24 protein-coding genes are annotated in these 26,012 nt (G+C 69.2%); 1 reads left to right on the forward strand and 23 read right to left on the reverse strand.

The window, feature by feature from the left end:
• Window positions 1–5: 5 nt before the first annotated feature.
• The 11 genes from ppdK to hisS form a co-directional block, all read right to left on the reverse strand.
• On the reverse strand, window positions 6–2,762 hold the full coding sequence (gene ppdK, locus Q9Q40_06715; protein MDQ7006907.1) for a pyruvate, phosphate dikinase: 2,757 nt from the start codon (window positions 2,760–2,762) through the stop codon (window positions 6–8).
• 73 nt (window positions 2,763–2,835) lie between these two features.
• The gene (glyS, locus tag Q9Q40_06720) at window positions 2,836–4,947 is read right to left on the reverse strand and encodes a glycine--tRNA ligase subunit beta (GenBank protein MDQ7006908.1); all 2,112 of its coding nucleotides are present in this window, start codon (window positions 4,945–4,947) and stop codon (window positions 2,836–2,838) included.
• The gene (locus Q9Q40_06725; protein ID MDQ7006909.1) at window positions 4,944–5,855 is read right to left on the reverse strand and encodes a glycine--tRNA ligase subunit alpha; all 912 of its coding nucleotides are present in this window, start codon (window positions 5,853–5,855) and stop codon (window positions 4,944–4,946) included. The genes glyS and Q9Q40_06725 overlap by 4 nt, the downstream gene beginning before the upstream one ends.
• 1 nt (window position 5,856) lies before the next feature.
• Entirely contained in the window at window positions 5,857–6,603 is a 747-nt protein-coding gene (locus tag Q9Q40_06730) for a DNA repair protein RecO C-terminal domain-containing protein (protein ID MDQ7006910.1), read from the reverse strand.
• Window positions 6,600–7,985, reverse strand: a complete 1,386-nt coding sequence (gene mgtE, locus Q9Q40_06735) for a magnesium transporter (GenBank protein ID MDQ7006911.1) — start codon at window positions 7,983–7,985, stop codon at window positions 6,600–6,602. Before mgtE ends, Q9Q40_06730 begins: the two co-directional genes overlap by 4 nt.
• Before the next feature lie 69 nt (window positions 7,986–8,054).
• On the reverse strand, window positions 8,055–8,972 hold the full coding sequence (gene era / locus Q9Q40_06740) for a GTPase Era (protein MDQ7006912.1): 918 nt from the start codon (window positions 8,970–8,972) through the stop codon (window positions 8,055–8,057).
• Window positions 8,965–10,254, reverse strand: a complete 1,290-nt coding sequence (locus Q9Q40_06745; GenBank protein ID MDQ7006913.1) for a hemolysin family protein — start codon at window positions 10,252–10,254, stop codon at window positions 8,965–8,967. The genes era and Q9Q40_06745 overlap by 8 nt, the downstream gene beginning before the upstream one ends.
• Window positions 10,251–10,694 carry an rRNA maturation RNase YbeY gene (gene ybeY, locus Q9Q40_06750; protein MDQ7006914.1) on the reverse strand — a complete coding sequence of 148 codons (444 nt, stop codon included), beginning with the start codon at window positions 10,692–10,694 and terminating at the stop codon, window positions 10,251–10,253. Before ybeY ends, Q9Q40_06745 begins: the two co-directional genes overlap by 4 nt.
• Window positions 10,691–11,725 carry a PhoH family protein gene (locus Q9Q40_06755; protein MDQ7006915.1) on the reverse strand — a complete coding sequence of 345 codons (1,035 nt, stop codon included), beginning with the start codon at window positions 11,723–11,725 and terminating at the stop codon, window positions 10,691–10,693. The genes ybeY and Q9Q40_06755 overlap by 4 nt, the downstream gene beginning before the upstream one ends.
• A 91-nt stretch (window positions 11,726–11,816) precedes the next feature.
• Window positions 11,817–13,592 (reverse strand): aspartate--tRNA ligase, encoded by a 1,776-nt coding sequence (aspS, locus tag Q9Q40_06760; GenBank protein ID MDQ7006916.1) that lies wholly within the window; start codon window positions 13,590–13,592, stop codon window positions 11,817–11,819.
• A 1-nt stretch (window position 13,593) separates the two neighbouring features.
• Window positions 13,594–14,865 (reverse strand): histidine--tRNA ligase, encoded by a 1,272-nt coding sequence (gene hisS / locus Q9Q40_06765; GenBank protein ID MDQ7006917.1) that lies wholly within the window; start codon window positions 14,863–14,865, stop codon window positions 13,594–13,596.
• A gap of 95 nt (window positions 14,866–14,960) precedes the next feature.
• On the opposite strand from hisS, the gene Q9Q40_06770 reads away from it, so the two are divergent.
• A complete protein-coding gene (locus Q9Q40_06770; protein ID MDQ7006918.1) occupies window positions 14,961–16,142 on the forward strand; it encodes a PQQ-binding-like beta-propeller repeat protein in 1,182 nt (393 codons plus the stop codon).
• A 694-nt stretch (window positions 16,143–16,836) separates the two neighbouring features.
• Here the strand turns inward: Q9Q40_06770 and Q9Q40_06775 are convergent.
• From Q9Q40_06775 to Q9Q40_06830, 12 genes are all read right to left on the reverse strand, one after another.
• A complete protein-coding gene (locus Q9Q40_06775; GenBank protein MDQ7006919.1) occupies window positions 16,837–17,085 on the reverse strand; it encodes a hypothetical protein in 249 nt (82 codons plus the stop codon).
• A gap of 498 nt (window positions 17,086–17,583) precedes the next feature.
• Window positions 17,584–18,975, reverse strand: coding sequence for a DHH family phosphoesterase (locus tag Q9Q40_06780; protein ID MDQ7006920.1), 1,392 nt, complete (start codon window positions 18,973–18,975; stop codon window positions 17,584–17,586).
• 5 nt (window positions 18,976–18,980) lie between these two features.
• A complete protein-coding gene (locus Q9Q40_06785) occupies window positions 18,981–19,358 on the reverse strand; it encodes a VanZ family protein (GenBank protein ID MDQ7006921.1) in 378 nt (125 codons plus the stop codon).
• A 36-nt stretch (window positions 19,359–19,394) separates the two neighbouring features.
• Complete coding sequence (locus tag Q9Q40_06790) at window positions 19,395–19,559, reverse strand: hypothetical protein (GenBank protein MDQ7006922.1); 165 nt, start codon at window positions 19,557–19,559, stop codon at window positions 19,395–19,397.
• 9 nt (window positions 19,560–19,568) lie between these two features.
• On the reverse strand, window positions 19,569–20,072 hold the full coding sequence (locus Q9Q40_06795; protein ID MDQ7006923.1) for a hypothetical protein: 504 nt from the start codon (window positions 20,070–20,072) through the stop codon (window positions 19,569–19,571).
• A gap of 22 nt (window positions 20,073–20,094) precedes the next feature.
• Window positions 20,095–20,559 carry a 50S ribosomal protein L9 gene (gene rplI, locus Q9Q40_06800; GenBank protein MDQ7006924.1) on the reverse strand — a complete coding sequence of 155 codons (465 nt, stop codon included), beginning with the start codon at window positions 20,557–20,559 and terminating at the stop codon, window positions 20,095–20,097.
• A gap of 14 nt (window positions 20,560–20,573) precedes the next feature.
• Window positions 20,574–20,819, reverse strand: a complete 246-nt coding sequence (rpsR, locus tag Q9Q40_06805) for a 30S ribosomal protein S18 (GenBank protein ID MDQ7006925.1) — start codon at window positions 20,817–20,819, stop codon at window positions 20,574–20,576.
• On the reverse strand, window positions 20,816–21,364 hold the full coding sequence (gene rpsF, locus Q9Q40_06810; protein ID MDQ7006926.1) for a 30S ribosomal protein S6: 549 nt from the start codon (window positions 21,362–21,364) through the stop codon (window positions 20,816–20,818). The genes rpsR and rpsF overlap by 4 nt, the downstream gene beginning before the upstream one ends.
• 142 nt (window positions 21,365–21,506) lie before the next feature.
• Window positions 21,507–23,618, reverse strand: a complete 2,112-nt coding sequence (locus tag Q9Q40_06815) for a sodium-translocating pyrophosphatase (protein MDQ7006927.1) — start codon at window positions 23,616–23,618, stop codon at window positions 21,507–21,509.
• A gap of 60 nt (window positions 23,619–23,678) precedes the next feature.
• Window positions 23,679–24,266: an aminoacyl-tRNA hydrolase gene (gene pth / locus Q9Q40_06820; protein ID MDQ7006928.1), complete on the reverse strand. Its 588-nt coding sequence runs from the start codon at window positions 24,264–24,266 to the stop codon at window positions 23,679–23,681.
• A 21-nt stretch (window positions 24,267–24,287) separates the two neighbouring features.
• Window positions 24,288–24,944 (reverse strand): 50S ribosomal protein L25, encoded by a 657-nt coding sequence (locus tag Q9Q40_06825; GenBank protein ID MDQ7006929.1) that lies wholly within the window; start codon window positions 24,942–24,944, stop codon window positions 24,288–24,290.
• A gap of 58 nt (window positions 24,945–25,002) precedes the next feature.
• The gene (locus tag Q9Q40_06830) at window positions 25,003–25,962 is read right to left on the reverse strand and encodes a ribose-phosphate pyrophosphokinase (GenBank protein ID MDQ7006930.1); all 960 of its coding nucleotides are present in this window, start codon (window positions 25,960–25,962) and stop codon (window positions 25,003–25,005) included.
• Between the last annotated feature and the right edge of the window lie 50 nt (window positions 25,963–26,012).

The following is a 26,012-nucleotide window of genomic DNA, read 5'->3' on the forward strand; positions in this document are numbered from 1 at the left end:
GTCTTTCACTCCCGCCCTTCGGCGATGGCCGCCTGGGCGGCGGCGATCCGGGCGACGGGCACCCGCCGCGGAGAACAGGAGACGTAGTCCAGTCCCACCTTGTGGGCGAAGGCGATCGAACGCGGGTCCCCTCCGTGCTCGCCGCAGATCCCCACCTTCAGCTCCGGCCGGGTATCCCTTCCCTTGCGTGTGCCCATTTCGAGCAACACGCCCACCCCCTCCTGATCGAGGGTCTGGAAGGGGTCCGCGGGCAGGATGCCGGTCTCGATGTAGAACGGCAGGAACTTGCCCGCGTCGTCCCGGGAAAGGCCATAGGTGGTCTGGGTCAGATCGTTGGTACCGAAGGAGAAGAAATCGGCCTCGTGGGCAATGGCGTCGGCGGTCAGGGCGGCCCGGGGCAGTTCGATCATGGTGCCCACCAGGTAATCGACCTTCGCGCCCTTCTCGGCGAAGACCTCTTCCGCGACCCGTTCGACCACCTGCCGCTGGGCCGCCAGCTCGCTCCGGCTGCCCACCAGGGGAATCATGATCTCCGGCCGGACCGGAACGCCTTCCCCCTGCACCACCAGCGCCGCCTCGATGATCGCGCGCGCCTGCATCTCGGTGATCTCGGGGTAGAAGATGCCGAGCCGGCAACCCCGGTGCCCGAGCATCGGGTTGGCTTCCTGCAGGGCGTCGATCTTGGCTTGCAGTTCCGCGGCCGGGACTCCCAGTTGAGCCGCCAGTTCGGTGACCTCTTCGGCGGTGTGAGGCAGGAACTCGTGCAGTGGCGGGTCGAGGGTGCGAATCGTCACCGGCCGCCCCTGCATGGCACGGAAGATGCCGATGAAATCTTCCCGCTGCATGGGCAGGATCTCCGCCAGGGCCCGGCGACGGCCCTCGGCGCTGTCGGCGATGATCATCTTGCGCACCGCGTCGATGCGCTGCCCCTCGAAGAACATGTGTTCGGTACGGGTCAGGCCGATGCCCTCGGCGCCCAGGGCCACCGCCTCGGCCGACTGGTCGGGGGTGTCGGCATTGGTCCGCACCCCCAGGCGACGGAACTCGTCGGCCCACTCCAGCATCCGCACGTAACGCCGGGCGATATCGCTGGACTCGAGGGAAATCGTCCCCTGCACCAGGGCGGCGACCACCTCGGAAGGATTGGGGGCCATCTTGCCGGAATAGACCTTGCCGGTGGTCCCGTCGAGGCAGATCCACTCTCCTTCGGCCAGCACGCGTTCACCGGCCTTGAGGGTTCCCGCCTGGTAGTCGATCTCGATGCCCGAGCAGCCCACCACGCAGGGCTTGCCCCGCTGCCGGGCGACCAGGGCGGCGTGGGAGGTCATCCCGCCGCGGGCGGTGAGGATGCCGCGGGCAGCCTCCATGCCGCCGACGTCCTCGGGGGAGGTCTCCACCCGCACCAGCACCACGCTCTCGCCCCTGGCGGCCATGGCCTTGGCGTCATCGGCGTGGAAGACGATCTTTCCCGTCGCCGCTCCCGGTCCGGCGGGCAGGCCGGTGGCCAGCAGCCGGCCGTCTCTTTCCGCCTGGGCCAGCTCCGCCGGCGCGAAGATCGGCGCGAGCAGGTGTTCCATGGCGTCGGCCTCCACGCGCCCCACGGCGGTCTTGGGGTCGATCAGGCCCTCGTCCACCATGTCGGTGGCGATGCGAATCGCCGCCACGCCCGTGCGCTTGCCCGAGCGGGTCTGCAACATGAACAGCCGGCCGCGCTCGACGGTGAACTCCACGTCCTGCATGTCGTGGTAGTGGGCCTCGAGCTTGGCGGCGATGTCCAGCAACTGGTTGTAGGCGGCCGGCATCACCTCCTCGAAGGAAACCGACTCGCCCCGCCCCGCATCCACCTGGGTGCGACTGATGGGCTGGGGCGTGCGGGTGCCGGCCACCACGTCCTCGCCCTGGGCATTGATCAGGAACTCGCCGAAAACCCTCCGCTCGCCCGTGGCGGGATCGCGCGTGAAGGCCACGCCGGTGGCGCAATCCTCACCCAGGTTGCCGTAGACCATGGCCTGGACGTTGACCGCCGTGCCCCAGTCCGCGGGAATGTGGTACATCCGCCGGTACTCGCCCGCCCGGGGATTCTCCCAACTCCGGAACACCGCCGCGATGGCGCCCCAGAGCTGTTCGGAGGGATCTTCGGGAAAGGGCTGGCCCGTGCGCTCGAGCACCAGGGCCTTGAACTGTCCCACCAGCTCTTTCAGGTCGTCGGCGCCCAGCTCGGTGTCGAGACTCACGCCGCGCTTTTCCTTCATCGCCTCGAGCAGCACCTCGAAGGGGTCACGCTCTTTCTTGGAGGTCGGCTTGAGTTCGAGCACCACGTCACCGTACATCGCGACGAAACGGCGATAGGCGTCCCAGGCGAAGCGCGGATTGCCGGAAGAGGCCGCCAGCCCCTCCACCGTGGTGTCGTTGAGTCCCAGGTTGAGCACCGTGTCCATCATGCCCGGCATGGAAACCCGGGCGCCGGAGCGCACGGAGACCAGCAACGGTCCCGCGGCGTCGCCGAACTTCTTCTCCATCAGCGCCTCGACCCGTTCGAGGGCCGCGGCCACCTGTTCGCGCAAGGTTTCCGGAAAGCCGCCTCCGGAGGTGGTGAAGTGCGTGCAGACCTCGGTACTGATGGTGAAGCCGGGGGGAACGGGCAGCCCCAGCTTGGCCATTTCCGCCAGGTTGGCCCCCTTGCCGCCGAGAAGTTCGCGAAGGGAGGCGTCACCTTCGGCATCGCCGCCGCCGAAGGAATAAACCCACTTGTTGTCAGCCATCTGTTTCTCCTCGGGTTCGCGCAGAACCCCGCGGGGGATCGGCCGGGTGGGCCCCCCTCCCCCGTTCATGACCTCAGGCGACCAGCTCCGAGAGCTGTACCACCGAGTGGGCCAGGTCGTGGAAGCCGGCGAGCAGGCCGAGCCTGGCCCGGCGCAGGGATGGATCTTCGTCCATCACCATGATCTCGTCAAAAAAACGGTCGATGGCGTTTCTTAGTCCCGCCAGCGCTTCGAGGGCCGCCCGGTAATCCGCCGCGGCGGCCGCGGCTTCCACCCGCCCCCGCACCTGCTCGAGACGACCGGCCAGGTCGACTTCCGCGCTCTGGACCAGGGCCTCGGCGCCGGCGCCGGCCTCCACCGCCTGGCCCTTTTCCCGGGCCTGCGAGAGGATGTTGCGCACCCTCTTGGCCGCGGCGGCCAGGGCGTAGAAGTCGTCGCTGTCGCGGAAACGCCGCAGGGCCTCGAGGCGGGCCACCAGGTCGGCCACCACCAGGCGCTCGCGTCCCAGGGCGGTCACGGCGTTGATCTCGTCGTAGCGTGCGCCCCGACGCTCACCGAGCACCGCCAGCCGGTCGAGCAGGAAGTCGAGCACCGCCCGGCGGTGCCGCCCGACCGCTCCCGCCAGATCCGGCCCCCAGCTCCCGCCCCGGTAGCCGGCAAAGGCCTCGACGAGAGCCTCGGCCAGGTCCACCGGACCCAGGGCCTCGGCCAGTCGCACCGCGGCGGTGCCGGCCCGGCGCAGAGCGAAGGGGTCCCGGCTGCCCGTCGGCGCCAGGCCCGCGGCGAAACCGCCGGCCAGCGTGTCGAGACGATCGGCCAGGGCCAGGCAGAGCCCCTCCCGGGTGCGGGGGAGCGGATCGGTCGCCGAGGCGGGCAGGTAGTGGTCGTAGATCGCCGCCACCACGTCTTCGGCCACACCATCGGCCCGGGCCATCAGGCCGCCGGCCCGCCCCTGGAGTTCGGGGAACTCTCCCACCAGGCCGGTGACCAGGTCGCAGCGGCACAGTGCGGCGGCCCGCGCCAGGTGATCCCGCTGGGCGGCGCTGAATCCGGACGCGGCGGCCAGGTGCAGGCTCAGGGCCTGGACCCGCCGCACCTTGGCCGCGTAGGTGCCCAGTTTCTGGTGGAAGATCACCCCTTCGAGGGCGTCGCGCCGGTCTTCGAGGGGACGCCGCCGATCTTCGTTCCAGAAGAAGAGGGCGTCCTCCAGGCGACCGGAGATCACCCATTCGTGGCCCCGGCGGATGTGACCCTGGGGATCGGCGGGCATGTTGACCGCCACGGCGAAGGCCGGCAGACGTCTTCCCTCCTTGGCGATGGTGAAGGCCTTCTGATGCTGGCGCAGGCAGGTCTCGAGGACTTCCACCGGCAGGGCGTCGACGAAACGCCGGTCGAAACGGCCGCCCAGGGCCGCGGGCAGTTCCACCATGTCGGCGACTTCGGTCAGCAAGGCCTCGTCCTCCACCAGCTCACCGCCCTGTTCGGCCGCTACGGCGCGCAGGCTCTCGAGCAACCGCTCCCGGCGGCGCCGGGGATCGACCTCGACACCGGCTTCGGCCAGCGAGCGGCTCCAGCTCGCGGCGGCGCCGATTTCCACTCCCTCCGGGGAAAGCGCCCGGTGGCCGAGGCTGCGGCGACCGGCCTCGATGCCGAAGAGCCGGAGGGGCATGACCTGGTCACCGGCCAGGGCCACCAGGCTGTGCACGGGACGGACGAAGGTCCACCGGCCATCGGACCAGCGCATGGTCTTGGGAAAGGAGATGCGGGCCACCGACTCCTCGAAACCGTCGGCCAGCACCTCACCCACCCGGCGCGCCGGGCGCCGGACCTCGAGAGCGGCGTACTCGCCCCTTTCGGTCTTCTCGCGCACCAGATCCTCGACCCGGGCGCCGTTCTTGCGCGCGAAACCCTCCGCCGCCCGGGTCGGCCGACCCTCGGCATCCCAGGCCGCGCGGGCCGGGGGGCCGAGCAACAGGTCTTTCTTCTCGGGAGTCGCAGCCTGCACCCGCTCGAAAGTCACGGCGATCCGACGGGGGGTCCAGGCGCCCCGGGGGGCGTCGTGCTCGAGGCCCGCCCGATCGAGCAGCGCGGTCACCACCCGTCCCAGTTCCGCCGCGGCGCCGGGCAGCATCCGCGCGGGGATCTCCTCGCAACCCACCTCGATCACCACCGGCAACGTCTTCACCGCGAGCCCTCCCCGGCGCCGATCCACGCCTTGGCGCAGGCCACCGAAAGTCGACGAATCCGCTGGATCATGCCCTGGCGCTCGGTGACCGACAGCGCGCCCCGGGCGTCGAGCACGTTGAACAGGTGGGAGGCTTCGAGGACCCGCTCGTAGGCCGGGATCAACAGCGGCGCCGGTTGCTCTTGGCCCGCCGTCCGGGCCAGCAGACGCCGGGCCTCCTGCTCGGCCCAATCGAACAGCCGCCGGTGATGCTCCACGTCGGCCTCCTCGAAGCTGTAGGCCGACTGCTCCTGCTCGGCCCGCCGGCGCAGCACCCCGTAGGGCACGGCGGGCCCGACGGCGGTGGCCGGCGCCCAGGGGATGTCGAAAATGTTCCGGATATCGTTGATGAACATGCAGATCCGCTCGATACCGTAGGTCAGTTCCACCGGCACCGGTTTGAGTTCCACGCCGCCCATGACCTGGAAATAGGTGAATTGGGAAATCTCCATCCCGTCCATGGTCACCTGCCAGCCGACCCCCGCGGCACCCAGGGTGGGCGACTCCCAGTTGTCCTCCTCGAAGCGAATGTCGTGCACCCCCTGCTCGACGCCCAGGGCGCGGAGAGACTCCAGGTAGAGTTCCTGCACGTCCACCGGCGAGGGTTTGAGAATCACCTGGAACTGGAAATGCTTGTAGACCCGCATCGGGTTGTCGCCGTAACGACCGTCGGCGGGACGCCGGGAAGGCTGGCAGTAGGCTACCCGCCAGGGCTCCGGCCCCAGGCTGCGGAAGAAGGTCTCGGGGTGCATGGTTCCCGCCCCGACCTCCTTGTCGTAAGGCTGGTGGAGGACGCAGCCCTTCTCGCTCCAGTAGCGGGAAAGGCCGAGGATCATCTCCTGGAAACTCAAGGGCGCGGGTGCATTCATTTCAGGACCTCTCCCGCCCGAGGCGGGTCAGCGCCTGCAGGGCGCGCAGGGGGCGTCCGGTGAAGGCCGTCAACAGCGATCCCAGGGCGCGTCGCAACTGATCGTCGACCCCGGTATCGAGGGGAGCGAGTGTACCGGGGGCCACACCGCGGGTCCGGCGCAACCAGGCCGCCGCGCCGGCCTCCAGGGGCGTGGCGCCCGGCCCCCGGTGAGCCGCGCAACGGGCGCCGGCATCGGGGGCCAGGAAGAGCGTTCCAGGCCCCGCCAGGGAAGCGCCGCAGACCTCGCAGGCCTCGAGGGGCGGCAGGACCCCCGCCAGGCGCAGCATCCAGGCTTCCGCGTAGCGCAGCAGGGCGTCCACCGGCGCCCCGCCATCCAGGGCTTCGAGGCTGCGGTCCACCAGGCGGTAGACCCGCGGATCCACCAAGCCTTCCCGGCTGAAGTCGCGGGCCATTTCCAGCAGGTGGCAGGCGCCGTAGTAGCGTTCGAGGGGATCCGGCGCAGGGGCCGCGCGCCGGGGCTCGGCCTCGGCGAGCACGGCGCGACTCCCCTGGCGGGCATGGGTCCAGCGCGCCCGCACCTTGGTCCCCGGCTGGAGAGCGCCGCCGAAGCGCCGGCGGGAGCGGGCTCCCGCCGGTGCGTGGGCCACCACCAGTTCGCCGCTGCCCAGCAGCAGGGTCACACCCCGGTCGGCTTCCTCCCTGGATCGGATCTCGAGCACGATGGCCTCCGACTCCCGGTGTTTCACTGAAGCAGCAGCCAGCTCGCCAGGGTGACGTAGGTCAGCGAGCCGAGAAGGTCCGAGGAGGTGGAAACGAAGGGATTGGTGGAGACCGCCGGGTCGATCCCACCTTTCTCGAGGGCGATGGGCACCAGGGAGGCGACCATGGTGGCGATCAGCATCGAAGCCGACAGGGAAAGGCCGATGACCAGAGGGTACGACCAGCCGGGAAAGGCGTCCCAGCCGGCGAAGGAAGTCACCAGGACGATGCTGGCCAGACCCACCAGGCTGCCGTAGAGCAGGCCCAGCAGGCCCGCGACCCCCAGTTCTCTCAACACGGCGCTGGCGAAGACGCCCTCGTGGATGCGACCCGTGGCCAATCCCCGGATGGTGACCGTCGCCGCCTGGTTGCCCGCCGCGCCGCCCATGCCCAACACCACCGGCAGGAAGGCCGCCAACCCCCAGATGTTGGCCAGGGTGTCCTGGTGGGAGGCGATCACCATCGAGGCCAGGATGCCGCCGACACAGGTGGCCAGCAACCAGGGGAAGCGGCTGCGCACGGACTTGAGGATGGAAGGCTCGATGCGTTCCTCCTCCGAGGTTCCCGCCATGCGGAAGATGTCCTCGGTGGCCTCTTCCCGCAGCACGTCCACCACGTCGTCGATGGTCACCATGCCCACCAGCCGGCCCTGCTCGTCGACCACCGGGATGGCCAGCAGGTCGTACTTGGCGGCCAGCTTGGCCACCTCCTCCTGGTCGGTGCTGGTCTGGACCGTGATCAGGTCGCTGTTCATCAGCTCCCCGAGACGGGTCTCGGGAGGATGCAGCAGCAGTTCACGCAGGGAGAGCACCCCCACCAGGTGCTCCCGCTCGTCGACCACGTAAAGATAGAAGGCCATCTCCACGTCGCCCCCGGCCTGGAGGGCGGCGATGGCTTCGCCGACGGTGGTCTCTTCGTGCAGCGAGAAGACGTCGGGGGTCATGATCCGCCCGGCGGTCTCCTCTTCGTAGATCAGCAGTTGCTCGACGGCCTGCTTTTCCTCGGGCTTCATCGCCTCGAGGATCGCCCGCGCCTCGTCGTCACCCAGTTCCGCCAGCAGGTAGGCGGCGTCGTCGTCGGCACAGCGATCGAGCAGGGCCGCCGAGGCCGCTGGTCCGAGCCGGCGCAGCAGGGCGGGACCCTCGCCCTGGGGCAGTTCCGCCAGCAGGGCGGCCCCCAGTTCCTGGTCGCGACCGGCCAGGATGCGGAAGACCTGGGCCTGCTCCCGATCGGTCAGGTTCGCGTAGATCGGCGCGAAGTCCTGGGGCCGGGTCTTGGCCAGCAGGTTCAGCAGGTGCCCGGGAGCCGAACGCCGGAGAAAACGGCGGACCGACTCCAGGACCAGGCTCTGACGGCGGTCAAGCTGCATGGTGGAGGCTCCGGCCCGATGCTCCGGGAAAAGAAGCGTATTCTAGCGCGGTTTGCGCCGGTAGCCGCCCTACCCTCCCGGGTAGATCCTCAACTCGCGCAGAATCGCCAGTCGATTACGCCACCCCTCCCGAACCTTGACCCACAGCTCGAGAAAAACCTTCTGGCCCAGCCGCTGCTCGAGTTCCCGCCGGGCGGCGGTGCCGACCTCCTTGAGCATCCGGCCCTGACGACCGATCACGATGCCCTTCTGGGACTCCCGCTCGACGAGAATCGTCGCCCCGATACCGATCAATCCGTCCTCCCGCTGCTCCATCTGGTCGACCAGCACGCCGATGGCGTGGGGCACCTCCTGGCGCAGGCGGGTGAGCAACTTCTCACGGATCAGTTCGGCGACCTGTTCGCGTTCCCGCTGGTCGGTGACGTAGTCCGGCGGATAGAGGGGAGGACCCTCCGGGAGAAAGGCCAACACCCGCTCGAGCAGCCGCTCGCAGTTGGTCCCGTCGGTGGCCGAAACAGGCACCACCTCCCGGCAGCCCCACTCCTCCACGCCGGCCTGGATCATCGGCAGCAGTTTGCCCTTGTTGAGCTGGTCGATCTTGTTCAGCACCAGCAGCACCGGCGCCTTGCGGCGGGGGGGGTCGACCTGTTGGAGCACGAAGCGATCACCCGGGCCGATGCCCTCGGAGGCGTCGACCACCACCAGCAGCACGTCGGCCTCGCCCACCGCTTCCCGGGCCCGCTCGAGCATCACCTGTCCCAGCTTGTGCTGGGCCTTGTGGAAGCCCGGGCTGTCGATGAAGGCCACCTGCCCTTCCGGCAGGGTACGCACCCCGACGATCCTGTGGCGGGTGGTCTGGGGCACGTTGGAGACGATCGCGACCTTGGTCCCGACCAGTTGATTGAGCAGGGTGCTCTTGCCCACGTTGGCCCGGCCCACCAGGGCGGCGAAACCGCTGCGATGGCTCTCGCTCTTGGTCTCAGGCATCGTCGCCATCCTCGTCGGGGGCCGGGATCGCGGCACGGGACAGGATGCGCACCGCCGCAATGCGACGGCCGTCCATCTTCAGCACCTCCAGGGTCAGGCCCTCCACCTCCACGCTCTCCCCCTCCCGCGGGATCCGGCCCAGGCGCGAGAGGATCAGTCCGCCGAGAGTCTCGACCCCTTCTTCCGGCACGTCCACTCCAACCAGTTCCTTCAGTTCGTCGATCGCCACCAGGCCCTCGGCGATGAACCCCCCCTGGCCGTCGGACTGGATCGCGGTGCCCGGAGGCTCGTATTCGTCGCGAATCTCGCCGACGATCTCCTCGAGCAGGTCCTCGATGGTCACCAGGCCGGCCGTGCCTCCGTACTCGTCCACCACGATGGCGATCTGCTGGCGCTGGCGCTGAAACTCCCTGAGCAACTCCAGTACCCGCTTGGCCCCCGGGACCAGCTTGACGGGCCGCATCAGCTCCCGGGCGCGGGGCGCGTTTTCCCCGCCGCCGGCGGAGGCCGGCACGAACCCCATCAGATCGCGGACACTGACCACGCCGACGATACGGTCGAGGCTGCCCTCGTAGACCGGCAACCGGGAGTGGCGGGACTCGACGAAGGTGCGCACCAGCTCTTCGAGGGGCGCATCGGCGCCGACCGCGTCGATCTCGGTGCGGGGGGTCATCACCTCCCGGGCGACGGCGTCGCCCACGTCGGCGATCTCCCGCATCAGCTCGGTCTGCTCGGCCTCGATCAGCCCCTCTTCCTCGGCGTCCCGGATCACTTCCTCGAATTGCTCTTCACGGGCGTCCTCGTCCTCGCTGGCGCGATGCCGGCGGTGGCGGGCCGCCAGGCTTTCATGGGTCCGCGCCAGGGGCATCAACAGGGCGCCGACGGTGCGGTCCAGCAAAGCCAGGGCCGGCACCGCCATCCTCAACAGCCCTTCCGGCGCCCGGGGAACGATCAGGGCGACGAGAACCCTTCCGAGGAGGATCAGCAACACCCCCACGCCGGTAGCGGGGAGGAAGCCGGGCTGGTGCCAGGGCCCGAACACCGCGGCGGCCCCGGAGGCCACCAGGGCCATGTGACGCACGAACTCCATCGCGCTCCAGGCCCGGGAATCGAAATCCAGCCCCTCGGGCAGACCCGACTCGTCCTCCAGGCGCTCGGCAGCCAGGCGGGAGACCGCCAGGCGCGCTCCCGCCACCAGGGAAAGCAACAGGTACACGGCCGCGGCGCCGCTGAAGACGATCACCGGGCCCACGGCGGAAACCGACCAAGCCAGCGAAGTCACGACCGCCCCCTCCCGGGCAGGGTTTCTCTCCGCAACCGCCGTTCGAGACGTTCCATGGTGCCGTCGTCGGTCTCGTGGTCGTAGCCCAGCACGTGGAGCAACCCGTGCAGGGCCAGCAGGGCGAGTTCCCGCTCGAGGCTGTGGCGCCGGCGGACGGCCTGGCGGCGCGCTACGTCGAGACAGATCGCCACGTCGCCCAGATGCGGTGGCGCACCGGGTTCGAGGGGCTCGCCGCCGGGAAAAGAGAGCACGTCGGTGGGACTGTCCCGCCGGCGGAAGCGATGGTTGAGCCGGCGCATCGCCTCTCCGTCCACGATGCGCAGAGCCAGGTCGCCGGGGCCCACTTCGAGCCGGCGGGAGGCTTCCCGCAGGGTGGCGCGCACGACCTGCTTGGCATCCGGCGGCACTTCGCCGGTAGCGTCGATGAGCAGGGTTCTCACCGCCCCCCCCCGTCTGCCGGGCCGGGTTCGTCCGCGCCCTGGGCGCGCAGCTTGTCGGCCACGGTCTTGCCCCGGCTCTCGTAGGCCCGCACGATGCGCTGCACCAGCTCGTGACGCACCACGTCGTGACGGTCGAAATGGATCATGGCGATACCGCTGAGCCCGTCGACCACGTCCCGGGCGTGACACAGCCCCGAGACCTTGCCCGGCGCCAGGTCCGTCTGGGTGATGTCCCCGGTGACGATGGCCTTCGAGCCCTCGCCGATGCGCGTGAGGAACATCTTCATCTGCTCGGGGGTGGTGTTCTGGGCCTCGTCGAGAATGATGAAGCTGTGGTTGAGAGTCCGGCCCCGCATGAAGGCCAGGGGGGCGACCTCCACCACGCCGCTGTCGATCATTTTCTGGGCCTTGTCGGCAGGCCACAGGTCGAAGAGGGCGTCGTAGAGCGGCCGCAGGTAGGGATCGATCTTCTGACTCAGATCCCCGGGAAGAAAGCCCAGGCGTTCGCCGGCCTCCACCGCGGGGCGGCAGAGGACCAGGCGTCGCACCGTCTCCTCGGCCAGGGCCTGCACGGCCGCGGCCACAGCCAGGTAGGTCTTGCCCGTTCCCGCGGGGCCGATGGCGAAGATCACGTCCCGGGCTCGAATCGCCTCGAGGTATTCCCGCTGCCGCGCCGTGCGCGGTACGACGCGCCGTCCCCCGCGACCGCCCACGCCGCTGCGCAGGAAATGCTCCACCAGCGACACGCCGGGATCTTCCCGGGCCAGGCGGCAGGCCAGTTCCACGTCCCGGGCCCGGAGCCGGAAGCCCTGCTCGAGCAGTTCGCGCACCTGCAGGAGGAAGCGATGGCAGGCGGCGACCGGGGCCGCCTCGCCCTGCGCCCGCACCTGCCCCCCCCGGGCCCAGATCCGAACGCCGAAGGTTTTCTCGATCCGTCGCAGGTTGGCGTCGCACTCGCCGAGCAGGGCGCGAAACCCCTCGGGGGGGAAATCGACCCGGGGCCCCTCGGGCTCGGCCCGGGAACCGCTCACCAGCGCGAGGGGGGCCGCCGGTCGCCACCGGCAGCGTGATCAGGCAGCATCTTGGTCATCGTCGGCAAGCTATCACCGGCCTTCCGAAGCGTCAATCCGTCTTCGCTTGCCGCAGCGCCAGGCCGAGCTGGCGCAACTGGACGGCGTCGATGGGGGACGGCGCCCGGGTCAACGGGCAGGAGGCGGAGGTGGTCTTGGGGAAGGCGATCACGTCCCGGATCGATTCCCTCCCGCAGAGCAGGGCCACCAGGCGATCGAGGCCCAGCGCGATGCCCCCGTGGGGCGGCGCACCGTAGTGCAACGCCTCGAGCAGGAAGCCGAAGCGCTCGCGGGCCTCCGCGGGGTCGATACCGAGGGCCGAGAAAACCTTCTGCTGCACGTCGGGACGGTGAATTCGAATGCTGCCCCCACCGATCTCCACCCCGTCGAGGACGATGTCGTAGGCCCGGGCCCGGACCGCCCCCGGGTCGCTTTGGAGCAGATCGATCTGTTCGGGCTCGGGCGAGGTGAAAGGATGATGGCAGGCGAACCAGCGCTGCTCGTCTTCGTCCCACTCGAGGAGGGGGAAGTCGGTCACCCAGCACAGGGCGTGAACGCCCTCAGGCACAAGGCCATGGTCCGCCGCGATTTCCGTGCGCAGCGTGCCCAGCACCCGGCGGGTCGTCTCGAGAGGACCGGCCACCACCAGGGCCAGGTCGTTTTCGCCGGCGCCGATCGCGTCGCAGAAGGCCGCCGCGCTCTCGGCGCCCAGAGCCTTGACCGCCGGGCCGCTGACCCCGTCGACCTTGACCTTGAACCAGACCAGCCCCGCCGCACCCAGGTCCCGGGCGCGAGCCGTGAGAGCGTCGAGCACCTTGCGGCTGAAGGCCGCCCCGCCGGGCACGGCCAGTCCGCGCACCACCCCGCCCTCCTCCACCGCCTTGCGGAAGACGACGAACTCCGACGCTGCGGCACGCTCGCTGACGTCGGCGATCTTCAGGCCGTAGCGCAGGTCGGGCCGATCCACGCCGTACGTGTCCATGGCCTCGAGCCAGGTCATGCGCTCGAAGGGCGCCTCGAGTTGCCAGCCCACCAGGGCCCCGACACGCACCAGCAGGCCCTCGACGACCCCCATCACGTCGTCCGGCTCGACGAAGGACATCTCGATGTCCACCTGGGTGAACTCCGGCTGCCGGTCAGCCCGCAGGTCCTCGTCGCGGAAGCAGCGGGCGATCTGGTAGTAACGTTCGACACCGGCGACCATCAGCAGCTGTTTGAAGAGCTGGGGCGACTGGGGCAGGGCGTAGAACTCGCCGGGATGGACCCGGGAGGGCACCAGGTAGTCCCGGGCGCCTTCCGGGGTGGAACGGGTGAGGATCGGCGTTTCCACGTCCCAGAAACCCTCTCCGTGCAGGTGATCCCGGACCAGGCGCACGACTTCCGACCGCAGGGCCAGAGCCTCGCGCATGGGAGCCCGGCGCAGATCGAGAAAACGCCAGCGCAGGCGGGTCTCTTCCTGGGGCAGCTGCGTACCCGCCGGCTGCAGGGGCAGGTCGTCGCACTCGGCCAGGATCGTCACCGCCTCGGCCCGCACTTCCACTTCGCCCGTAGGCATCTCCGGGTTGACGGCGTCGTCGCCCCGCGGCTGGACCTCGCCGAGCACTTCGATCACGGTTTCGGGGCGCAGGCCGGCGGCCCGGCGATGAAGTTCTTCAGCCTGGGGATAGAACACCACCTGCACGATGCCGCTGCGGTCGCGCAGGTCGACGAAGACCACACCGCCCAGGTCCCGCCGCCGGTGCACCCAGCCGCAGAGCCGGACCCGCCGGCCGACGCTGGCGGCCCGCAACTCGCCGGCGGCCGACCGCGGCGTTTTCTGATCGCTCATTTCAGCTCTGCTCCTCGCGGCGGCGGCGCAGCCACGCCGCCAGTTCACCGGGCTCCAGGGGCGCCTGGCTCTGCGCCCCGCTGGCCAGGTCCTTGACCGAGACCAGACCCCGCTCCAACTCATCGTCGCCCACCAGCACGGCAAAACGCGCCCCCGAGCGACCCGCCCGCTTCATCTGGCCCCCCAGGCCATGGCCCGCCGTATCCCAACCCACCCGGAGCTTCTCGGCGCGCAGATTCTGGGCCAGCAGCAGGGCGCCCTCCCGGGCCCGGGGCCCCAGGGTGACCAGGTAAACGTCGAGCAGTTCCCGGGAAGCGGCCGGATCCGCCCCGGCGGCCAGCAGCAGCCGCTCGATGCCCGCCGCCCAGCCGATGCCCGGCACCTGGCGGCCGCCGAGCTGGGCCACCAGCCCGTCGTAGCGCCCGCCCCCGAGCACCGTGTTCTGGGCCCCGAGTCCCTCGGCCTGGATCTCGAAGGTGGTGTGCACGTAATAGTCCAGGCCGCGCACCAGGCGGGGGTCCACTTCGTAGGCGATGCCCAGTTTCCCGAGCCCCTCCCGCACCGCGTCGAAGTGCCGCCGGGCATCCTCCGACAGGTGCTCGTCGATCCTCGGCGCGGCGGCGGTCAGCTCCCGGCAGGTCTCCACCTTGCAGTCGAGTACCCGCAGAGGATTGCGTTCGAGACGCGTGCGGCAGTCCCCGCAAAGCTGGTCCCGCACTGCCGCGAGGGACTCGACGAGAATCTTTTTATAGGCCGCCCGGGAGTCGGGATCGCCGATGGAGTTGAGCAGCAGGCGCGAGCCTTCCACGCCGGCAGCTGCGAGCGTCTCCAGACCGACGGCGATGACCTCCACGTCGGTCTCCGGAGCCGATTCGCCGAAGACCTCCACGCCCACCTGGTGGAACTGGCGCAGGCGCCCCTTCTGGGGCCGCTCCTTGCGGAAGGCGGGACCGATGTAGTAGAGGCGGCTGAGCCCTCGCCGGTCGAGGCCGTGCTCGATGTAGGCCCGGCAGACCTGGGCGGTCAGCTCCGGCCGCAGGGAGACCGAGTCGCCGCTGACCTCGAAGGTGAACATCTCCTTCCCGACGATGTCGGTGCCCTCTCCCACCGAGCGGGTGAAGAGCTCGGTCTTCTCCAGATGAGGCGGACGGATTTCACGAAAGCCATAGCGGGCCAGGGCCCGGCGGGCTTCGTCCTCGAAGGCCTGCCACAGCTCCGTCTCCCCGGGGAGCAGGTCGGAAAAACCCCTGAGGGACTGGTAGCGAACACCCAAATCGAGGCCCTCCTCGCGGGGCGCGACCCGCGGGCGACATGCGCGCCGGGCATTCTGCCACGTCCGCGCCCTTTGGGGTATTCTCCTCGGCGCCCATGAGCCGATCTCTCCTCACGTCGACCTCGCTCGTCACCCTGCTGGTCCTGCTGTCGGCCGCGACGCCCGGCCCGGCCTCCAAGGGCACCGCCACGTTCGCTCCGAGCGCGGCCTGGCAGGTCGTCCTCGATCAAGCACCTGCGCGCGCGCCCACCGAAGTGCTGTTGGGCAGCCGGTTGGCCACGCTCCTGGCAGGGCCCGGCGGCGTCGAAGTCCGGGCCCTGGACAGTGGCGCGCAACTCTGGAAAAGGAACGACATCGGTGCGGCGGGCCTGCAGACCGTACCGCCGGTGGGGGCTGACTCACTCCCCGTGGCCGGTTGGACCGGCCAGGACTCGGGCGGACATCCAACGCTGCGGGTGATCCACCTGGGCTCCGGCAAAGACCTGCTGACCCACCGACTCGCCCGACCGGCGCTGGCACCGCCCCTGCCCCGCCCCACCTCCGGCGGTCTGCCCCGCTGGAGCCTGCTGCTGGCCGGCGACGAGATCGTCACCCTCGACCGGGATGGCCGCCGCCTCGCCGGACAGGTCCTCGACGACCCCGTGTACCCGCGGCTCTGGAGCCTGCTGAGCCACCCCGCCACCCTGGGCCGGGAAAGCGGCCGCCTGCTGCTGCCCTTTCTGGCGGCACAGAAGCTGCGCCCCCGAGACCTGGAGGCGGAGACCCTCTCCTTCGACGGGCGCTGGCTGCTGGCCGCCGGGAAACGCTCCTTTGCCGCCTGGCGCTGCCGGGAGACGCGCCGCGGCCGGATCCGCTGCAGCCGCCAATGGCGCCAGCACCTGGGAGGCACCGTCACCGCTCCGGCCCGGGTGGCCGGCGAGACGATCCTCGTCTCCTGCCGGGATACCTTCCTCTACGCCTTCCGCCGGGACAACGGCCACCTGCTCTGGCGTCGCGCCACCGGCCGCCGCCTGGCGCTGACCGCCCTGGTGGCCGGCAAGCTGGTGATCACCGCCGTGGGCGACGCCGAGGTGCAGGCCTTCCACCTGGATACCGGCCAGCCCGCCGGCGCCCTCACCCTGCCCGCCGGCGAGCACCTCGCCGCCCCCCCGGGCCTGGCCGGCGGCTACCTGCTCGTCGCCACCCGCACCGTGCCCGAAAGCGTCGTACGGCTGCGGGCCTACGCTCTGAGCGCCAAGCAAGAACCCGGTGCCGAGAAAGAAAGCGCCCGCCGCTGATCGCGGTGAGAACAAGCCTCAAGCCGATTCTGGGAATGTGCAATCCGCCGAAGCTCGAAAAACCGCCTCTCTTCCACTTCTTGTCGGTCAGAACGGCCGGGTTTCTGGGCTCCACCTCACAGTGCGATCGCGATCCGCAGAAACCCGGCTAGTCGGCAACTGAGTATAGAAACCACCGATCTCCCAGCGTCTTTAGACGCTCGCGAACGCCCTCTTTCGAGCCCAATGGCAGGTTGTCGTCCACCGCACACGAACCCATCTTGCCCGCTATTGCAGCACACGGACCGCGAACGTCGCCCACGAACAAGTAGCCCTCGCGATACCTCGAATGGTAGCCCACGCTAGAAGCCTCAAGAAGAAACGCGCCACCAGGCAATGGCACAATTCTCATTACGCCTGTCTCATTGAGAAGCGTCTCGAATAAATCCTCCCTATCGCCTAGCAGGTCCTCCCCACTCTGCGTAGTGGCCCCTTGCCATCAGCTCGCCAAACCCGTCCAACTCTCCCCACAGCCAATTGGCTTGGGAGATTCCCTGCCTCCACGATCAGCCGATCAAACGCTCCGCGATGCGCAAGCCATCGGGATCGCATTGCAGACTCGCTAGCCCAGAAGTTGCCGCGGCAACTAGACGCAGAAAGGTTCATGCACACACTGAATACGAGAGCAAGCCTCGAGACCCTCACGACATCGCCCCTATCTTGAGTAGGGCCCGGTGACCTCCGAAAGCTGACCCAAATCGGTGTAGCTGTAGCGGGTGATCCAGCGGGCCCACCCCGCAGGATCGGCCGGATCCGCGGTCAAGGTCCAGTCGATCCACTGCTCGCGCATGGACAGCCGGCCCCTGAGGCCCCGGTAGACATAGCGCGTGATGGCGAAGACCCGGCCATCGTGACAGCTCTCCATGGTGGTCAGTTTGTCCTTGGAGCGGTCCGCACTCAACACCGCGTCACTGCATGAGGCATCGACCGCGCCGGACTCGCAGTGGGTCTCGCTGTAGTGCCAGAGCAGCCGCCACGATCAGGGCCTTGACGGCCCCGGCGAGAAGCAGCCGCGCCCATCTACCCGGTCGCCGGTCGCCGGTCGCCGGTCGCCGAAAAGCAAACCACGACCGGCGCGAGAAAGCGACACTCCCCTGCCCCTATCGTAAACCCTCGGCCAGTTCTCCATCTTGCCCCCCATCCCGCACCCGGAGCCAACAAGGCGCGACAACACTCTGCATCCCATGTCCTCCCCATTGGTGGGAATGACATTCAGCTTCTGCCACAGCCCGCTGGCGGGAGTCAAGACCCTGTTGACAGCGATCCATCTCGGGTTGCGTCCACAGGAAAGCAGTTGGCTGCTCCGCGAAGACAGCTTGCAGCGGCGGCTTCGGGCACCGCAACAGGACACAGGAAAGCGACGAGTGGCGAAAGGACGGCAGGACCTCGGCCGGGAGCCCCGCTAGCCCGCCCCCCGCAGCGCCTCGAGGAAGAGGTCCTCGATGTGGCGGTAAGTCTTGTCCGTGGGCAGGCTCTTGCGGCAGTGGGGGAGCTTGCCGAGGGGGATGATCGCCTTGGCCATCGAGCGGTGGCCGCCGGCGGCACCGAGCTTGCCGAAGGCGGCCTTGACCACCGTGCCGGCGGCCTGGACGAAGCCCACGTTGCGCAGGGACATCACCAACTCCCCGCCGATCACCCCCGAGACCGCCGACCAGTCCACCCCTTCCACTTGCAGGCAGAAGTCGGCGAGCTGGGGAATGATGTCTTCCCGGCTGACCTCGCCGAGGTGGGAGAAGATCACCTTGTCCTCGATGCGGGCGCGGCGCAGACCCTCGGCGAAGGAGGTCAGGGTCTCCCGGGGCAGGGCCGGGCGCTCGATGCGGCGGATCCAGTTGGTGTTGGCCCGGGGAAAGAGCCAGGTGAAGGCCTCCACGTCGGCGGGGGTGACCGGGCGGTCGAGCATCTGGGTATCGGTGCGCACGGCGTAGAGCAGGGCCGTGGCCAGACGCTCGTTGACCCGCACACCTTCACAGCGCAGGTACTCGACGAGAATCGAGGCCGTCGCGCCGTAGGAATTGCGCACGTCCTTGAAGCGGGCCTCGTAGCTGGTCTGCACCGGGTGATGATCGATCACCACGTCGACCTGGGGCAGCGGGTAGCGCAGGTGGGGGGGCTGGGTGTCGAGCATCACGATGCGGTCGTAGTGCTCGAGGTCCTCGGCGGTGATCAGCAGGGGCTCGAGGTCGAGCACCTTGCACATTTCGATGTTCTCCGGCCGGGTCACCGCGCCGAACGACCCCATCGGCATGCTGACCCGATTGCGGCCGAGCAGGGTGCGCAGGGCCAGGGCGCAGGCCAGACCATCGGGGTCGGGGTCGTCCTGCAGCAGCACCAGCACGTTCTTGGCGTCGTCGAGGGTCTCCCGCAGGCGCCGCACCTTGATCTTCGAACGTGAGAGGCGAATGTCCGAGCGCAGGGTGGTGGCGAAGCGCTCACCGACGGGAATGAAATGGGCCCAGGGGTAGTCCGCGGGGTCTACAGGGAGCTGATCGACGGGCCCGAGGGCCAGCACCAGCACGGGGGTGTCGCCGCGCTCCCGGCGCACGGCCTCGAGGACGGTGCGGAAACGGCGGCGGTCCTTGAGGGAGATCAGCAGCAGGTCGGCGGGCAGCAGGGCGCGGTAGAGGGCGCGGTCGCGAAAACGACCCCGCACCACCTCGCAGCCGTCGCGCTTGAGGGCCCGCTCGAGGGCCACCGCCTCGACGGCGAAGGCGGTCTCCTCGCTGCGGGCACCGAGGGACTCCCGCAACAGGTCGGCGTGGGAGCGACTCTGGCAGATGATTGCGTAGCGCATGGCTTTCAGCTCTCCGCCGGGTCCGCCGCCCGGCTGGCGACCCGCCAGCTCAGCAGGCCCACCACCAGCACGGCGCCGCCCAGGTCGGCCAGGGCATCGAGGGCCGAGGCCGTGCGTCCCGGCACGAACGCCTGGTGGATCTCGTCCAGCACGCCCCAGGCGGTGGTCACGCAGATCGCCAGCATGGCCCGCCCCCAAAGACCGCCTTGCCAACCGTCCAGCGCCCGCATCCAGAGGGCCGCCAGCAGGCCGAAGACCACGGCGTGGATGATCTTGTCCGATCCCCCGGTAGCCCCCACGGGCAAGTTGATGTGCGAGAGCGCGAAGATCGCCGCCATCAGCAGCAGGGCGGGCCAGGCCCGGCCAACGAAACCCCAACTCACGGCGCGCATCCCCTTCCCGGTCGAGTCATGACGGACCTAGCTGAACGGGTACATCAGCAGCGAGACGAGGATGCCCCCCCCGCCCAGCGCCGCCCAGAGGATCAACCCGTAGCGCAGCCGCCGCCCCGGCCTCCCCGCGATCAGGGCGAAGAAGGCACTGATCAATCCCGAGAAAAGGAGCATGTGGGCCATGTGAAACACGGGGGCGGGCTACTCCTTCCTGCCAATACCGATATCCCAGGCATCGAAAATCAGCAAGATGTTCATCAGGCCGGCGGCCAGCAGGTAGGACGAGCCGTAGAGGCTCCAGGGGCGCAGGGAGCGCTGGCGACGCTGCTCGAGGGCCGGCGGCAGTCTCGTGCTTCCCGGCCGAGGATTGCGATAGACCAGCTCGCCGTAGATCGCCTTGCGGGTCAGCGGCTCGATCGGTCCCAGGGAGAGATCGGCCAACACCTGCAGCTTGGTCAGCACCGGCGCCCGCAGATCGTCCACCACCGCGAGGTTACCGCCACAGGCCAGACCGACCCCGAAGGCCGCGCCCACCAGGACCAAAAAAGCCAACGCCCGCCGGCGCCGACCCAGGTACCAGTGCCCGAGACCGGGCAGCAACCAGGTCAGCGCTCCCGCGAGCAGGCCCCGCCCCATGGCGGCGGCGTCCAGGGGCGGCGGCTGGGGCGTCTTCTCGGCAGGCTGTTTTTTCGCGTCCCTGTTCATCGGGATGGAGAGGCGGGCCCCCTCAGGAGCCGGCGCTCTCCTCCTCGGGCTCCACCTCCACCGCGAGGGTGACATCGGTCTCGCGATAGACGTGGATCAGTACGTGGTGGGTGCCGATCCGCCGGATCGGCTCCTCGAGCCGAACGTTGCGACGATCGACCTCGATCCCGCGAGCCGCGAGTTCTTCCGCGATGTCCACGTTGGTCACCGAGCCGTAGAGGGAACCCGACTCACCGGCCTTGCGGCGGAAGCGGATCACCTGCAAGTCGCCGATCTTCGCCGCGATGCGGCCGGCCTGTTCGGCTTCCCGCGCTTCCCGCGCGGCCTTGGCCCGGGACTCGGTTTCCACCTGGCGGCGGACGCCTTCCGTCAGCCGGTAAGCGAGCTGCTTGGGAATCAGGAAGTTGCGGGCGAAGCCATCGGCCACCCGCACCACGTCCCCCCGCTGCCCGAGGTCCTTGACGTTCTCTCGAAGTATGACTTCCATCGCCTCGATCCCCTTCAGTCTGCCGTGTAGGGCAAGAGGGCCAGGTAGCGGGCTCTCTTGATCGCGGTGGAGAGCTGGCGCTGGTGCTTGGCGCAGGTCCCGGAAACCCGGCGGGGAAGGATCTTGCCCCGCTCAGGGATGTAGTTCTGCAAGGTGCGCAGGTCCTTGTAGTCGATGGTATCGACCTTGGCCTCGCAGAACTTGCAGTACTTCTGCCGGCGGAAGAGAAAGCGTCGGCCCCGACGTCTCGGTGTGCTCATCGATCTTCCTCCTCGGTGTCCTCGGCCGGCGCGGTCGGAGCCGCCTCGGATGGGTCAGCGGGCGTCTCCACTGGAGCCTCCGGCACGGTCTCGTCGGCCGCCTCGCTCTCCACGGGCGCGGCTTCCTCCTCAGGGGCGGCCGCAACGGCCGGCGCCGCAGCCTCGGCCTCGAGTTGAGCGGCCCGCTCCGCGGCGCGGCGCAGGTGCTCGCGCCGGGCCTCCACCAGGGCCTGCTTCTCCTCCTCGGTGGGCGGCTGCTGATGGTCCGCCCGCACGGTGAAGAAGCGCAGCCAGTGATCGGAGAGCTTGATCCGGCGCACCATCTCCCGCTCGAGTTCCGGCGGGGCGTCGAAGAGGAGCACCGTGTAGTTGCCTTCCAGGTGCTTGCGAATCGGATAGGCCAGCTTCCGCCGTCCCCAGCGGTCCACCTTGTGGACCACACCCTGACCTTCGCTGATCATCGTCTCGAACCCGGTGATCAGCCGGTCGTGGGCATCCTCGGGAATGGTCGGATCGGCCACGAGGACCATCTCGTAGCGTCGCATGTTGTTGTCCCTCCCGGACTGTTGGCCCCGACGTGCGCCGGGGCGAGGGTTGTGGTCTCGGCTCCCCGGGGAGCCGGACAGGGCAGCGCATGGTAGCACCGCCCCCCCGGCCCCGCCAGAGCCCCTGGAGGCTGGCCTCGACCTAGAGCAGCGGGGCGATGACCAGGGCCACCACGCTCATCAGCTTGATCAGGATGTTCAGCGAGGGACCCGCGGTGTCCTTGAACGGATCTCCCACCGTGTCACCGATCACCGCGGCGTGGTGGGCGTCCGAGCCCTTGCCGCCATGGTGACCTTCCTCGATGTACTTCTTGGCGTTGTCCCAGGCGCCCCCGGCATTGGCCATGAAAATCGCCATCAGCACGCCGGAGGCGGTGGTGCCCGCCAGCAGCCCGCCGAGGGCCGCCGGCGAGCCGAACATCCACTTGGAGCCGAAACCCACCACCACCGGGGAGAGCACGGCCAGCAGGCCCGGCACCACCATCCGGCGGATCGCCGCGGCCGTGGAGATATCCACGCAGCGGGCGTAGTCGGCCCGGGCCTTGCCTTCCATCAGCCCCGGAATGCTGCGGAACTGGCGGCGCACCTCCTCGATCATCTCGAAGGCGGCGGCGCCGACGGCCTTCATGGCCATCGCGGAGAAGACGAAGGGCAGCATGGCTCCCAGCAACAGACCGGCGATGATCTCCGGCTGGGCCAGGTCCATGCTCAGGCGCTCACCCCCCCGGGAGACCTGTGTCTGGAAGGCGCTGAACAGGGCCAGGGCGGTCAGCGCCGCCGAGCCGATGGCAAAACCCTTGCCGATGGCCGCAGTGGTGTTGCCCACCGCGTCGAGGTTGTCGGTGCGCTGCCGGACTTCCGGGGGCAGTCCGCTCATCTCGGCGATGCCCCCGGCGTTGTCCGCGATGGGACCGTAGGCATCCACGGCGAGTTGGATGCCGGTGGTCGAGAGCATGCCCAGGGCGGCGACGGCGATGCCGTAGAGCCCCGCCAGGCGGTGGGCCAGGAGAATCGCCATCACGATCCAGATCACCGGCAGGGCGCAGGAGGCCATGCCCACCCCGAGGCCGGAGATGATGTTGGTCGCCGCGCCGGTGACCGAGTCCTTGGCGATGCCCTGCGCCGGGGACCGATCCTTGGAGGTGTAGTACTCGGTGGTCAGCCCCACCAGGGCGCCGGCGATCAGGCCGCCGACAGTAGCTGCGAAGATGCCGCCCCAGCCCACCGGGTCCGCGCCCTCTCGGAAGACGATGCCCTCCTCGGGAACCAGGCCGCGAATCACGAAGTAAGCGGCAAGCACCATCAGGCCGCCGGAGACGAACATGCCGGTGTTCAGGGCCTTCTGGGGATTGCCCCCCTCTTTGACCCGGACGAAGAAGGTGCCGATGATCGAGGCGACGATGCCGACACCCGCCAGTCCCAGGGGCAGCATTGTCGCCTCCTTGAAGCCCACGGTGGCCGCCGCGCCGATCACCATCGAGCCGACGATGGCGCCCACGTAGGATTCGAAGAGGTCGGCCCCCATGCCGGCCACGTCGCCCACGTTGTCGCCCACGTTGTCCGCGACCACCGCCGGGTTGCGCGGATCGTCTTCAGGGATACCGGCTTCCACCTTGCCCACCAGGTCGGCTCCCACGTCCGCCGCCTTGGTGTAGATCCCGCCTCCCACACGAGCGAAGAGGGCGATCGAGGAGGCACCGAGGGAGAAGCCCGCGAGAATCGTCACCACGTCGGGCAGGCTGCGCCCGGCCATCGGCTCGACCCCGAGGATCGGCGTCGCCCAGTAGAGGACGAACAGGCCGCCGAGGCCCGCCACACCGAGACCCACCACCGAAAGGCCCATCACCGAGCCGCCGGTGAAGGCCACCGAAAGGGCGTCGTTGAGACTGCTGCGCGCGGCCTGGGTGGTGCGCACGTTGGCCGCCGTGGCGACCCGCATGCCGAAGTAGCCCGCCGCAGCCGAGCAGAGGGCCCCGACGACGAAGGACAGGGCGATCAGCGGGTGCCGGAAGTTGCCATCGCTGCTGCCGCCCAGGTTCCCCAGGACCAGCAGCACGCCCACTGCCACCACGAAGATCGCCAGCACCTTGTACTCGCGAGCCAGGAAGGCCATGGCGCCCTCGCGGATGGCAGCGGCGATCTCCGCCATCTTGCTGTCGCCCGCATCGGCGCGGTTGACTTTCAGGGTTCGCAGCCAAGCGAAAACCAGGGTCACCACGCCCAGGATCGGTACACCGTAGAGAATCACGTCCATTCTCGTCAAACCTCCCTCATCGAGCCGCCGCGGACCCTCCCGGTCACGACCTGCCGGGGCTCAATCCCCGGCCGGCTCGCTGGTCTTCTTCCTGTTGAACCGACCCATGGCCGCTTCCACGCCTTCGGCGAGAATCGCTTCCACGGCCGCCGCGCCGGTCTCCACCGCCTCGGCCAGCGCCGCTGCTTCCTCGGCGGAAGGCCGGCTGAGCACGTGGCGAGCCAGCTTCGCGCCGCCACCGGGCGGTCGTCCTATGCCCAGGCGCACCCGCAGGAAATCCCGGGTTCCCAGGTGCGCCGCAATGGAGGTCAGGCCGTTGTGACCGGCGAGCCCTCCGCCCGCCTTGATGCGCACCACGCCGGGAGCCAGGTCGGCCTCGTCGTGGACCACCACCAGGTCGGCGGGCTCCAACCCGTGGTAGGCGAGAAGCGGCCGGGCCGCCTCGCCGGAGAGATTCATGAAGGTCAAGGGCTCGGCCAGGATCACCGGAGTCTTCCCGATCCGGCCCTTGCCGTAACGTGCCCGGTGGCGCTGGCGGTCGATTTCGACGCCGTGCCGCCGGGCCAGTTCTTCGATCACGGCATAGCCCACGTTGTGACGGGTCCCGGCATACTCCGGTCCGGGATTTCCCAGCCCGAGAATCAACATGCCGGCCGCGTCACCCCGCCGCTATTCTTCCGCGGTCTCGGCCTCGGCGGCGGCGGCAGCCTCGGCTTCGGCCTCGGCGGCGGCGGCCGCTTCGGCTTCTTCCTCCTCGGAGGCCGACTTGCCGGCACACACGCAGATCGTCTCGGTCGGCGGTGTGACCAGTTCGACCTTCTCGGGCAGGGGCAGATCCTTGGCTTCCAGGTGCTGCCCCACGTGCAGGTCGCTGATGTCCACCGGCAGGTTGTCCGGGATCAGGCCCGGCAGGGTCTTGACCTGCACCTGGCGGTTGACGAAGTCGATCAGGCCGCCCTCGGTCTTGACGCCCACCGGGGTTCCGGTCAACTCCACCGGCACGCTGACCACGATCAGCTCGTCGAGTTCGACCCGGACGAAATCGGCGTGGAGCAGGGCCTCGGTGGCCGGATGCCGCTGGACGTCGCGCAGCATCACCATCCGCTTGAGTTCCCGGTCACCGACCTTGAGCTGGATCAGCGTGTTCCAGCCGCGAGGCGATTCGAGCACCGCCTCGATGGGGCGGGGATCGACCTGGACGCTGACGGGGTCCCGACCACCGCCGTAGACCACGGCAGGAATCTTCCCCGCCTTCCGCAGCCGACGCGAGGCGTTTTTGCCCGCCTCGTCCCTCTCGATGACTTCGATGTGGAGTTCCTGGCTCATGGTCAAAGCCCTTCCTCGAAACATGGCCGTCCCACCGTTCGTCCCGCGCCCCGGGGCCCTAGACGAACAGGGAACTGATCGATGAGTGCGTGTGGGTCCTCTTGATCGCCTCGGCCAGCAGCCAGGCCACCGAGAGAACCTTGATCTTTCCGCCCTCGCGCCGCCCCTCCCCGGGTGGGTAGGTGTTGGTCACGGCGATCTCGGCGACGGGGCATTCTGCCAGCCGCTCCATGGCTTTGCCAGAAAGAACCGCGTGGGTGAAGCAACCCCGGACCGAGCGGGCCCCGTTGTCCAGCAGGGAACGGGTGGCGCCGACCATGGTCCCGGCAGTGTCGATGATGTCGTCGACGATGATGCAGTCCCGTCCGGCCACTTCCCCGATCAGGTGGATCGACTCGGCCACGTTCGGCCCCGTCCGCCGCTTGTCGACGATGGCCAGCTCGGCCCCCAGGCGCTTGGCGTAGAAGCGGGCCCGCTCCACGCCCCCCGCGTCCGGCGAGACGATGGTGGGCGATTCGAGGGGCAGTTCCGACAGGTAGTCCACGAAGACCGGGGCGGCGTAGAGGTGGTCGACGGGAATGCTGAAAAAGCCCTGTATGGCCGGTGCGTGCAGGTCCATCGCCAGCACCCGGTCGGCTCCCGCCGATTGAATCAGGTCGGCCACCAGCTTGGCGCTGATCGGCACCCGGGGCTTGTCCTTGCGCTCCTGGCGGGCGTAGCCGTAGTAGGGCACCACCGCCGTGACCCGCGCCGCCGAGGAACGTTTGAAGGCGTCGAGCATCAGCAGCAGTTCGAGCAGGTTGTCCGCCGGGGGCGAGATGGGCTGGATCAGGAAGACGTCGGCCCCCCGCACGTTCTCCATCACCTGGCAGTGAATCTCGCCGTCGCTGAAGCGTCCGAGTTCGATCCGGCCCTCGGGCAGCCCCAGCACCTGGCAGATCTCCTGCGTCAGGGCCGGGTGCGCTGTTCCCCCGAAGACCTTCATGGTACCGAAGGCCGCGCTGTTGACCGTTTCCATCACTGAGTCTTTCCTTGGCGCCCGCGACTGGTGGGGCGCGATGAGTTAGA

Source organism: Acidobacteriota bacterium (genome assembly GCA_030949985.1).
In the GTDB taxonomy this organism is placed as follows: Bacteria; Acidobacteriota; Polarisedimenticolia; order J045; family J045; genus JALTMS01.